Consider the following 12,314-nt stretch of genomic DNA (forward strand, 5'->3'; position numbering starts at 1 on the left):
GTCTTTGCTACAATTATATGAAACTATACAGACGATACATATTATATATAAGTATATGCTTAGGGCTGCTTATCTCCCCCTTTTGCAGTGGCAGCGCTGAAGCGAAAGACTTTGTTGTCGTTATAGACCCCGGACACGGTGGACACGACCCGGGTGCAGTGGGAAAAATTTCCAAAGAGAAGAATATCAACCTGAATGTAGCACTCAAACTTGGCAAACAAATCAAGAAGAACTGCCCTGATGTAAAAGTTATCTATACGCGGGACCGGGACATATTCATCCCCCTGGACCGGCGCGCTGAAATTGCCAATAACGCCAAAGCTGATTTGTTCATCTCCATACATACCAATGCCCTGGCCAAAAACCGGACGGCCAAAGGAGCCTCCACCTGGACACTGGGTCTGGCAAAATCGGATGCCAATCTGGAAGTAGCCAAGCGCGAAAATGCCGTTATCCTCTACGAAAGCGACTACAAGACGCGGTATGCCGGCTTCAATCCCAACTCGGCAGAGTCCTACATCATCTTCGAATTCATGCAAGACAAATACATGTCACAGAGTGTGCACCTCGCCTCCCTCGTACAAAAGCATTTCCGCCAAACCTGCAAACGTACAGATCGGGGCGTGCACCAGGCAGGTTTTCTGGTATTGAAGGCCAGTGCCATGCCAAGCATACTGGTGGAACTCGGATTCATCTCCACACCGGAAGAGGAACGGTACCTGAACACTGAAGCAGGAACCACCTCACTTGCCAACGGTATCTTCCGCGCTTTCCTCACCTATAAGCGCGAGCAGGAAATCCGGTTGAACGGAAGCAGCAATACCATTCTTCCGGAGGATGTACCTGAGCCCGTTCAAGAAGAAGGCAACGCAGCTACAGCGACACCGGAAAAGAAAAATGCACCTCAAGCGGAGAGTAACCAAGCTGCCCAACGCCCGCAAAGGTCAGAAAATGCAGCCGTTTCCCAAACAGAACAGAGCGGCATCGTGTTTAAGATACAGATACTCACTTCTTCACGTCCTCTGGCCAAGAATGACAAAAGACTGAAAGGACTGAAAGACGTGGATTATTATAAAGAAGGCGGAATCTACAAATATACGTACGGCGCATCACCCGATTACAACAAGGTGCTACGCAGCAAACGTAGCATTACGGACAAATTCAAGGACGCATTCATCATTGCGTTCAAGAATGGAGAAAAGATAAACGTCAACACAGCCATCAGCGAATTTAAAAAGAACAGAAATAAATAACAAAAGATACATCATGAAGTATATTACAAAAGAAGTTAGAATAGGAATAGCAGGCATAGCTGCACTTTGCATATTGGTATACGGCATCAACTACCTGAAAGGGATAAATATGTTCAAGCCCTCCAGCTATTTCTACGTGAAATTCCAGAATATCAATGGGCTGACAAAATCCAGCCCGGTCTTTGCCGACGGCTTCCGCGTGGGTATTGTCCGCGACTTGTACTACGACTATACCCAACCGGGCAAAGTCGTTGCCGAAATAGATGTTGACCCAGAGCTGCGCATTCCCAAAGGAAGTACGGCAGAACTGGCAGCCGAAATGCTTGGCGGCGTAAAGATGAACCTGCTGCTTGCCAATAACCCACGGGAGAAATACCAGATTGGAGACACAATCCCCGGCGTGCTGAACAACGGAATGATGGAAAAAGTTGCCACCATGATGCCGCAAGTAGAGAAGATGCTGCCCAAGCTGGATTCCATCCTCGCATCCTTAAATGTCATACTAGCCGACCCCGCCATCCCTGCAACCTTGCATAACGTACAAGATTTAACAGCAAGTATGGCCGTCACAAGCCGCCAGTTGCAAACTCTAATGAAGGATGATATTCCACAACTGACCGGCAAGCTCAATACCATTGGAGACAACTTTGCACTCATTTCCAACAACTTAAAGGAGATAGATTATGCTGCCGCCATGCAAAAGGTAGACGCAACTTTGAACAATGTAAAAATGATTACAGACAAATTGAACCAGAAAGACAATACCGTCGGACTTTTGCTAAACGACCCTTCTCTATATAATAATCTGAACGCCACCACTGCCAACGCAGCAAGTTTATTGGAAGACTTAAAATCGCATCCGAAACGATACGTCCATTTCTCCCTATTCGGCAAGAAAGATAAGTAAAAGATTGGCATTATATAGATTTTGTCTAAATAATAAGTCCATAAAGGAATTAAAAGGAAAGCCCTCATTTGCTCTATACAAGGAGCGAAAAAGGGCTTTTTCCTGCTCTGGACAAAGAAGGAAAACAAGAGACGTAAAGCTACATAAATCACTATATGACAAAGTATTAGATAAATGCAATACACCCTATATAAGGAATATACTCATAGTATTCGATAAGTAGCTGAAAGTAAAGAGCTTATTACTTTTCCTAAAAACGCAAGAAAAAAAGGATTTGTTTTTCTCGAATAAGATTGCCAATTTTGCAATCGTAGAAGTTATGCTTAATTAATAAATGTATTTATAGCCGTTATGAGTGAAATAGATCATGTCGGGCTGTGGAATCGCTGTCTTGAAATCATCAGAGACAATGTTCCGGAGCAGACATACAAAACATGGTTTCTTCCCATCATACCTTTAAAATATGAAGACAAAACGCTGGTCGTACAAGTGCCCAGCCAGTTCTTCTATGAGTTTTTGGAGGACAAATTTGTTGATTTGTTGCGCAAGACTCTCTATAAGGTCATTGGTGAGGGAACTAAATTGATGTATAACGTAATGGTAGACAAGAGTTCGCGGAAAACCGTTGACCTGGAGTCTACACAGCGTACCATCATACCGCAAAAACAAGTGATGGACAAAAGGATCCCACAGATTCCCGTCCCCGAACTTGACCCGCACCTTAATCCAGAATACAACTTTGAAACCTTCATCGAAGGCTACAGCAACAAGCTGTCGCGCAGCGTTGCAGAAGCTGTCGCTCTTAATCCGGCTAAAACAATCTTCAATCCGCTGTTCCTATACGGAGCATCAGGTGTAGGCAAAACCCATCTTGCCAATGCTATCGGAACCAAAATCAAGGAACTATACCCGGAGAAAAGGGTATTGTATGTATCTGCACACCTATTCCAAGTGCAATACACCGATTCCGTACGTAACAATACGACTAACGACTTCATCAACTTCTACCAGACCATTGATGTTCTAATCATTGATGATATTCAGGAATTTGCCGGCGTAACCAAAACACAGAATACATTCTTCCATATCTTCAACCATCTGCATCAAAACGGCAAGCAGCTTATCCTTACCTCCGACCGTGCACCGGTATTGCTACAAGGCATGGAAGAGCGTCTGATCACACGTTTTAAATGGGGAATGGTAGCTGAGCTGGAGAAACCTACCGTAGAGCTCCGCAAGAACATTCTGCGCAACAAAATACACCGTGACGGCCTGCAGTTCCCCCAAGAAGTGATTGACTATATTGCAGAAAACGTGGGCGACAGTGTACGTGACCTGGAGGGCATCGTCATTTCCATTATGGCACATTCCACCATATACAATAAAGAAATAGACCTGGAACTGACGCAACGTATCGTACGCAAGGTGGTGAACAGTGAAAGCAAAGCAGTAACTGTCGATGAAATCATCAACACCGTATGCAAGCATTTCGGATTGGAAACAGCCACCATCCACACAAAATCCAGAAAGCGGGAAGTGGTGCAAGCACGACAAATAGCCATGTATTTAGCCAAAAACTATACAGACTTCTCTACTGCAAAAATCGGTGCGCTAATTGGACATAAAGACCATGCCACTGTATTGCATGCATGTAAAACCATCAAAGAGCTGAAAGAGGTAGACAAATCATTCCGTGCGGAAATTGACGAGATTCAAGCCGCACTGAAAAAAGGATAAGAATAAAGGATAAGGGATTAAATGCAGCTAAGTATGCATTAGCTTAACCCCTTATCCCTTATCCCTTATCCCTTATCCTTAATCCTTAATTTTCAAAATCCCTGCTTTTTCATTATCTTCCAAAGATTCTCCGACATTGCCTCACTGTCTTTCTTCGTATAACGCACATCTGTAAAGACCTGCGCCAGCGTTTCCTTATTGTTCTCCAAGATGAACTGCTTGTTCTCAGGAAGCGATTCTTTATAGGCATACAACCGGTCAATGTCCTGAGGAGTATAATCATGATAAACCTCTTCGTGTACAATGGCCTCCAACGGCAAACGGTCCACTTGTTCCGGCTGTTCGGCAGGCCATCCCACTGTGACTGTCGTGATGGGAAACACCAATTCCGGTAACTCCAACGCTTCGACAATCATCTGAGGGTTGTAAGTGGTAGTTCCCAGATAGCAAATGCCCAACCCCTTCTCCTCGGCAGCCACACAAAAAGTCTGTGCCACCAGCAAGGTATCGACAGCCCCCGTCACAAACCACTCAAAGTTGTTGTATCCCGGCTCAGCCTTACGTTGCTCACACCACTTGCTGAAGCGGCGCAAATCTATGCAGAAAGTAAGCACTACCGGCGCCGTCCGAACCATCGGCTGATTGAAATGTGCAGGCGCCAGTTTGGCTTTACGCTCTGCATCACGCGTCACAATCACACTATAAACCTGCATGTTCCCGACTGTAGAAGCCCGGAAAGAGGTTTCAAGCAAATCATTTAACAAATCAGCAGAAATATCCTTCTGCTGGTATTTTCGGATTGTTCTCCTTTGTTTCAAGCTTTCCATTCTTTCTTTTTTTGCAAAGATAATGTAATCCACGAACAATTCATTCAAGAGTTCACACTTTTTTTATCATCATATATCCGGAATAAAATACATCTTTTCAACAAGAAATGAACAATTATTATTTTTACGAGCAGATAAAAGTAACCTTATGTTCGACTAAACCGAGAACCTTTCAGCCCAACAAGTTGTTAATAAATTCCATTTTGGAAAACTTATTCGTTTACTCAAATCATTAAAACATTATAAACCAATAAATTAATGGCAATCAATAGAAAACTATACATCGGTTGATAAAAACATTCATTTTAATTTTGCCAAGTTGAAAAACATTCATAGCTTTGCAAATGCATTTGTTAACGATAAGTACAACTTCTACAACTTTACTTATTTGTAACTAATCCTAAGAGATACAACATTGTGGAAAAGAAAAATTATTCTTATGACGAAGCCTACGGAGAATCTTTAAAATACTTCCAAGGCGACGAGTTGGCTGCCAGAGTTTGGGTAAACAAATATGCAGTCAAAGATTCTTTCGGAAATATTTACGAAAAGTCTCCGGAAGACATGCATTGGCGAATAGCCAATGAGGTAGCCCGTATTGAGGCCAAGTACCCCAATCCATTAAGTTCAGAGGAACTTTTCGGCTTGCTCGACCACTTCAAGTACATTGTTCCGCAAGGAAGCCCGATGACCGGAATCGGAAACAACTATCAGGTAGCCTCTCTGTCCAACTGCTTTGTTATCGGTGTGGACGGCGAAGCGGATTCTTATGGTGCCATCTTCAAGATAGACGAAGAACAAGTACAGCTGATGAAACGCCGTGGCGGCGTGGGACACGACTTATCCCATATCCGTCCGAAAGGTTCACCGGTAAAGAACTCGGCACTGACCTCCACCGGCTTGGTTCCCTTCATGGAACGCTATTCAAACTCTACACGCGAAGTAGCTCAAGATGGACGCCGCGGCGCACTGATGCTCAGCGTATCCATCAAACACCCCGACTCGGAAGCCTTCATCGATGCCAAGATGACTGAGGGCAAAGTGACCGGAGCCAACGTTTCCGTAAAACTGACCGACGACTTCATGCAGGCCGCCATCGAAGGCAAACCATATACACAGCAATATCCGATTGACGCCACAGAGCCGGCATTTCAAAAAGACATTGACGCATCCGCATTATGGAAAAAGATTGTGCACAATGCATGGAAATCGGCAGAACCCGGTGTATTGTTCTGGGATACCATATTAAAGGAATCCGTGCCCGACTGCTATGCAGACCTGGGCTACCGTACCGTATCCACCAATCCATGCGGCGAAATTCCACTGTGCCCGTACGACTCCTGCCGTCTGCTCGCCATCAACCTTTACTCATACGTGGTCAATCCGTTCAAGCCGGACGCCTACTTTGACTTTGAGCTATTCAAGAAGCATGTAGCTTTGGCCCAACGCATCATGGACGATATCATCGACCTTGAACTGGAGAAGATAGAGCGCATCATGAGCAAGATAGATGCCGACCCCGAAAGTGAAGACGTAAAACATACAGAACGCGTTTTGTGGCAGAAGATTTACAAGAAAAGCGCCCAAGGCCGCCGTACCGGTGTAGGTATCACGGCAGAAGGCGACATGCTTGCCGCCCTGGGATTGCGTTATGGTACTGAAGAGGCAACCGAGTTCTCGGAGAAAGTACACAAGACGGTGGCACTCAACGCCTATCGCTCCTCCATAGAAATGGCCAAAGAGCGCGGCGCATTCGAGGTATACGATACAGAACGCGAAAAGAACAACCCGTTCATCAACCGCCTGCGTGAAGCTGACCCGGAAATGTACGAGGAGATGAAGAAGTACGGACGCCGCAACATTGCCTGTCTGACCATCGCCCCGACCGGCACCACCAGCCTGATGACTCAAACCACCTCCGGTATCGAGCCCGTATTCCTGCCCGTGTACAAGCGCCGCCGCAAAGTGAATCCCAACGATACGAACGTCCATGTGGACTTCATCGACGAAACCGGAGATGCCTTTGAAGAATATATCGTGTTCCACCCCAAGTTCGTGACTTGGATGGAAGCACAAGGATACAACCCCGCCAAACGCTACACGCAGGAAGAAGTGGATGCCCTGGTAGAGAAATCACCTTATTATAAAGCAACCTCCAACGACGTGGACTGGCTGATGAAAGTCAAGATGCAGGGACGTATCCAAAAATGGGTGGACCACTCTATCAGCGTAACCATCAACCTGCCGAACGACGTAGACGAAGACCTCGTGAACCGTCTGTATGTAGAAGCATGGAAATCCGGCTGCAAGGGCTGTACGGTTTACCGCGACGGTTCGCGTTCCGGCGTGCTCATCTCTACCAAGAGCGACAAGAAGTCCGAGCTTCCCCCGTGCAAACCGCCTACAGTCGTTGAAACACGTCCCAGAATATTGGATGCAGACGTTGTCCGCTTCCAGAACAACAAGGAGAAATGGGTGGCATTCGTCGGCTTGCTGGACAATCATCCCTACGAAATATTCACCGGTGTGCTGGATGATGATGAAGGCATCATCCTGCCGAAGAATGTGGTGTCGGGCCACATCATCAAGAATGTGGATGAGCACGGAAACAAGCGTTACGACTTCCAGTTCGAGAACAAGCGCGGATACAAAGTCACCATCGAGGGTCTGTCTGAGAAGTTCAACAAAGAGTATTGGAACTATGCCAAGCTGATTTCCGGTGTATTGCGCTACCGCATGCCTATCGAGCAGGTCATCAAGCTGGTAGGTTCACTGCAACTGGACAGCGAAAACATCAACACCTGGAAGAACGGTGTGGAACGCGCCCTGAAGAAATACATCCAGGACGGCACGGAAGCCAAAGGCAAGAAATGCCCCAACTGCGGTAACGAAACACTGGTTTACCAAGAAGGTTGCCTCATCTGCAAGACGTGCGGAGCTTCCCGCTGTGGATAATCCCACGGCAAGCACAAACGTTTGCATAGGAATTTAAATGACTTAGATAACGGTAGCTGCATGATTATGAGGAATAATTTCTATACTTGCATAATCATTGCAGCTATTGCTACTTCTAAATCTAATATAATATGACACTAATATTCAATATCGAGTATCGCACCAGCTGGGGTGAAGAAGTCAGAGTCCTGGGTTCCATCCCGGAACTTGGCAACAACCAGCCCGACAAAGCCACCCCCCTGCACACTGTAGACGGCATTCACTGGACCGCGGAAGTGGATATCCAGATTCCCGGTAATGGAAGCGTCGAATACAGTTACCACATCTATCGAGATGGCAGAACCATACGGACAGAGTGGAACAGCCTGCCACGCATCCTGCACGTTGCAGACAATCCGAAGAAAGTTTACCGCATAGAAGATTGTTGGAAGAATCTGCCCGAGCAGCAGTATTTTTATACATCCGCTTTCACAGAATCCCTGCTGGCGCATCGCGAACGCAGTGCCGCCCCGAAAAGCTACAAAAAGGGGTTGCTGATAAAGGCGTACGCCCCCTGCATAGACAGCGACCATTGCCTGGCACTCTGCGGAAACCAGAAGGCGCTGGGTGACTGGAACCCGGACAAAGCTGCCCTTATGAGCGACATCGACTTCCCCGAATGGCAGGTAGAAGTGGATGCCGGTAAAATCAGCTTCCCGCTGGAATATAAATTCGTCCTTTACAACAAGAAAGAGCGCCGTGCCGTGGCCTGGGAGAACAATCCCAACCGTTATATGGCCGACCCGCAGATAGCCGCCAACGAAACGCTGGCTGTCGGCGACCGTTATGTATACTTCAATCTTCCTGCATGGAAAGGTTCCGGAGTAGCCGTACCCGTATTCTCCCTACGCTCCGAGAAAAGCTTCGGTGTAGGCGATTTCGGCGACTTGAAGCGCATGATTGACTGGGCAGTTGCCACCAATCAGAAGGCAGTGCAGATTCTGCCCATCAACGACACTACCATGACGCATACCTGGACAGACTCCTACCCTTACAGTAGCATCTCCATCTATGCCTTCCATCCCATGTACGCCGACCTGAAGCAGTTGGGCAGCTTGAAGGACAAGAAGGTGATGGCCGAATTCAACAAACGCCAGAAAGAACTGAATGCCCTGCCCGCCGTAGACTACGAAGCTGTGAACAAGACAAAGTGGGAATACTTCCACCTCATCTTCAAGCAGGAAGGGGAAAAGGTGCTGGCATCGGATGCTTTCCGTAATTTCTACGAAGCCAACAAGGAATGGTTGCAGCCATATGCCGTCTTCAGCTACCTGCGTGATGCCTACAAGACCCCGAATTTCCACGAGTGGCCCAAGTATGCCACCTACGATGCCAAAGAGATAGAGACATTGTGCCGGCCGGACTCCGCCGACTATCCGCACATAGCCATCTATTATTACATCCAGTTCAACCTGCACCGGCAACTGCTTGCCGCCACGGAGCATGCGCGCGCCAACGGCGTAGTGCTGAAAGGCGACATTCCCATCGGCATCAGCCGCAACAGTGTGGAAGCCTGGAAAGAGTCCCACTACTTCAACCTGAACGGACAAGCCGGTGCACCGCCCGACGACTTCTCCGTGAACGGACAGAACTGGGGCCTCCCCACCTACAACTGGGATGTCATGGAAAAAGACGGTTATGCCTGGTGGATGAAACGTTTCCACAAAATGGCAGAATACTTCGATGCCTACCGCATAGACCACATCCTCGGCTTCTTCCGCATTTGGGAGATACCGATGCACGCCGTACACGGGCTGTTGGGACAATTCGTCCCCGCCCTGCCCATGACGCGCGAGGAGATAGAAAGCTACGGGCTGGCATTCCGCGAAGACTTCTTCCTGAAGCCCTATATCCATGAGTACTTCCTCGGACAAATCTTCGGCCCGCATACAGACTATGTGAAACAGACCTTCATAGAGCCGACAGACACGTGGGAGGTTTACCGCATGCGTCCCGAGTTCGACACCCAGCGCAAGGTGGAAGCCTACTTTGCCGGAAAAACGGACGATGACAGCATCTGGATTCGTGACGGGCTTTACGCCCTTATCAGCGATGTGCTGTTCGTGCCCGACCGCAACAATCCGCACGAATACCATCCGCGCATCGGCGTGCAGCACGACTACATCTACCGCGCACTGAACGATTGGGAAAAGGCTGCCTTCAACCGGCTGTATGACCAGTACTACTATCACCGCCACAACGACTTCTGGGGACAGCAAGCCATGAAGAAACTGCCGCAACTGACACAGTCCACGCGCATGCTGGTATGCGGTGAGGACTTAGGCATGATTCCCGATTGCGTGGCATGGGTGATGAACGACCTGCGTATCCTTTCCCTGGAGATACAACGTATGCCGAAAGACCCGAAACAAGAATTCGGCCACACAGACTGGTATCCATACCGTTCGGTCTGCACCATCTCCACGCACGACATGTCTACCCTGCGCGGCTGGTGGGAAGAAGACTTCCAACAGACGCAGCGTTACTACAACACCATGCTCGGGCACTACGGTGCCGCACCGGCAACGGCCACGCCGGAGCTCTGCGAAGAAGTGGTTCGCAATCACCTCCATAGCAACTCCATCCTCTGCATCCTCTCCCTGCAAGACTGGATGTCCATGGACGGCAAATGGCGCAACCCGAACGTGCAGGAAGAACGCATCAATATTCCTGCCAACCCGCGGCACTACTGGCGCTGGCGCATGCACCTGACACTGGAACAACTGATGAAGGCAGAAAGCCTGAACGAGAAAATAAGGAGCATGATAGAAAGCACCGGAAGATAAGAAAGGATTCTTAGCAAAGTATTATTTTAGGCACGGATTACATGGACAATCACGGATAATATTGAAAGCAACCGTGATAACCCGTATAATTCCGTGCCTAAAATAGTTCGATAAGTTTATTCCGACCCTCACATAATTGTATTCTATAAAAAACAATTTCGCGCTATTTTTATATTTTACAGAATACAATCCGCAACCTGAATCGTAATAACCGGATACTGATTTGCCCGTACCACAAAATATCAGTAAGTTTGCAGAAAACAATCTACAAGTAATGACCAGTTATATTTTCCTTGACACGCTTCGCTTCTTCGCCCATCACGGCGTGGGTGAACAAGAAACCGTGGTAGGCAATGAGTTTACCGTCAGCCTGCGCCTGCAAGTTGATATCCGGCGTGCGGCAGAAACGGACGACGTAGCCGACACCGTGAGCTATGCCGATGTACATACAGCTGTGAAGGCAGAGATGGACATTCCTTCCAAACTATTGGAACATGTATGCGGGCGAATTATAAACCGATTGTTCCACGACTTCCCACAGATAGAAGAAATAACCCTCAAGCTGGCAAAGCGCAATCCACCGATGGGCGCGGATATAGAGGCTGCAGGAGTGGAAATATGCCAACGCCGCGGAGAATGACAGATTGCCGAATCACCCCATTCACTATTGATACACAGACACTTCCCACTGCAAAGACACTGCATGCTTTTTGCTGTGGCGCTGCAAACGGTTTGCAGTAACACTGCACATATATTTGCAGTAACGCTGCAACAGATATGCAGTAGCACTGCAAAATGTATACAGAAGTTCTGCAGTGAGCATGCAGCAACTTTTCTGCCGTAGAATACAACCATTGATACCAATATTCCGTACCTTTGCCCCATCATCAACAAAAAGTCAATGAGAAACGCTATACAACGACTGGCATTACTCCCCATCGTCGCTCTCTTCCTGCTACCGGCCGCTTGCTATCAAATACAGCTCCGAGTTTCATTGGAGAAATGCCCTCTACCTGCCCACCCCTTACGACTTTACAAACCCATACAACTATGCAGACTTCAGAAGGAATGAACTATTGAAAATAAACCTCACAGAGTTCCGCTTCCCCTACCAATACCTCAACGACATAGAATGGGCAGATTCACCAACACCATTATTGTGCAACTCTATGACTTCAAACGGCAAGGGTGGGCTATCGCACCAGTGTGGGCTGTCCATGAACGAAGGGTAGCGATAGATTAAGAATGCCCAGTAGAACCGAGTTTCATCCTTATTTTTGCCGTTTCCGCTTCTTTGCCGATTCCACCGCTTCGGCCACCACCGGCTTATTTGCAAACCGCTTGGTGTAGTTGCTATAATCGGGAACAGTGCGTTCATACGTCGGGTCGACAAACAACGGGCTGGAAATGATATGGTCTGCCGTACTGCGGTTGCAGCAGAACACGATGTTCTCCACACCGGCAAGGCGGGTCAACGCCTTCACATCCGTATCGTGCGGCTGAAGGGTCATCGGGTCGGTGAAAAAGAAAAGATAGTCAATCTCTCCGTCCACAATGCGCGAGCCCATCTGCTGGTCACCGCCCAAAGGACCGGATTTAAGGATAGTGAAATCCCACTCCACATCAGGATGTTTCTCCCGGAGGGCTTCGAGGATAAGGGTACCCGTGGTGCCCGTACAATAGAATTTATGCCCCATCAGCAATTCCGAGTTCCACAGTACCCACTCGATGAGGTCTTTCTTCATGGCGTCGTGTGCCACTAATCCGATTTTTCTAACTAGTTTTTCCATAATTCAAAACCTTTAATAGA

General features: G+C 47.8%; 8 protein-coding genes. 6 read left to right on the forward strand and 2 right to left on the reverse strand.

Annotation, left to right across the window (positions count from 1 at the left end):
- The first annotated feature begins 17 nt into the window (after positions 1-17).
- The 3 genes from DXD65_RS15185 to dnaA all read left to right on the forward strand — a co-directional run bounded on the left by DXD65_RS15185 (position 18) and on the right by dnaA (position 3,897).
- Positions 18-1,253 (forward strand): N-acetylmuramoyl-L-alanine amidase, encoded by a 1,236-nt coding sequence (locus DXD65_RS15185; RefSeq protein WP_005827280.1) that lies wholly within the window; start codon positions 18-20, stop codon positions 1,251-1,253.
- Positions 1,254-1,266: 13 nt separating this feature from the next.
- Positions 1,267-2,160, forward strand: a complete 894-nt coding sequence (locus tag DXD65_RS15190; RefSeq protein ID WP_117887773.1) for an MlaD family protein — start codon at positions 1,267-1,269, stop codon at positions 2,158-2,160.
- A 351-nt stretch (positions 2,161-2,511) separates the two neighbouring features.
- A complete protein-coding gene (gene dnaA / locus DXD65_RS15195) occupies positions 2,512-3,897 on the forward strand; it encodes a chromosomal replication initiator protein DnaA (protein ID WP_025832539.1) in 1,386 nt (461 codons plus the stop codon).
- Positions 3,898-3,989: 92 nt separating this feature from the next.
- Here the strand turns inward: dnaA and DXD65_RS15200 are convergent, their stop codons facing one another.
- Positions 3,990-4,724 carry an NADPH-dependent oxidoreductase gene (locus DXD65_RS15200; RefSeq protein ID WP_044468986.1) on the reverse strand — a complete coding sequence of 245 codons (735 nt, stop codon included), beginning with the start codon at positions 4,722-4,724 and terminating at the stop codon, positions 3,990-3,992.
- 417 nt (positions 4,725-5,141) lie between these two features.
- Here DXD65_RS15200 and DXD65_RS15205 point away from each other — a divergent pair, with 417 nt between their 5' ends.
- The 3 genes from DXD65_RS15205 to folB all read left to right on the forward strand — a co-directional run bounded on the left by DXD65_RS15205 (position 5,142) and on the right by folB (position 11,144).
- Complete coding sequence (locus tag DXD65_RS15205; RefSeq protein WP_009037933.1) at positions 5,142-7,679, forward strand: adenosylcobalamin-dependent ribonucleoside-diphosphate reductase; 2,538 nt, start codon at positions 5,142-5,144, stop codon at positions 7,677-7,679.
- 131 nt (positions 7,680-7,810) lie between these two features.
- A complete protein-coding gene (locus DXD65_RS15210) occupies positions 7,811-10,504 on the forward strand; it encodes a 4-alpha-glucanotransferase (RefSeq protein WP_117887774.1) in 2,694 nt (897 codons plus the stop codon).
- A gap of 274 nt (positions 10,505-10,778) precedes the next feature.
- Complete coding sequence (gene folB, locus DXD65_RS15215; protein ID WP_005830212.1) at positions 10,779-11,144, forward strand: dihydroneopterin aldolase; 366 nt, start codon at positions 10,779-10,781, stop codon at positions 11,142-11,144.
- A 631-nt stretch (positions 11,145-11,775) separates the two neighbouring features.
- Here the strand turns inward: folB and DXD65_RS15225 are convergent.
- Positions 11,776-12,294 (reverse strand): methylglyoxal synthase, encoded by a 519-nt coding sequence (locus tag DXD65_RS15225; RefSeq protein ID WP_005830204.1) that lies wholly within the window; start codon positions 12,292-12,294, stop codon positions 11,776-11,778.
- Between the last annotated feature and the right edge of the window lie 20 nt (positions 12,295-12,314).

The organism is Bacteroides sp. 4_1_36, from assembly GCF_003466325.1.
In the GTDB taxonomy this organism is placed as follows: domain Bacteria; phylum Bacteroidota; class Bacteroidia; order Bacteroidales; family Bacteroidaceae; genus Bacteroides; species Bacteroides uniformis.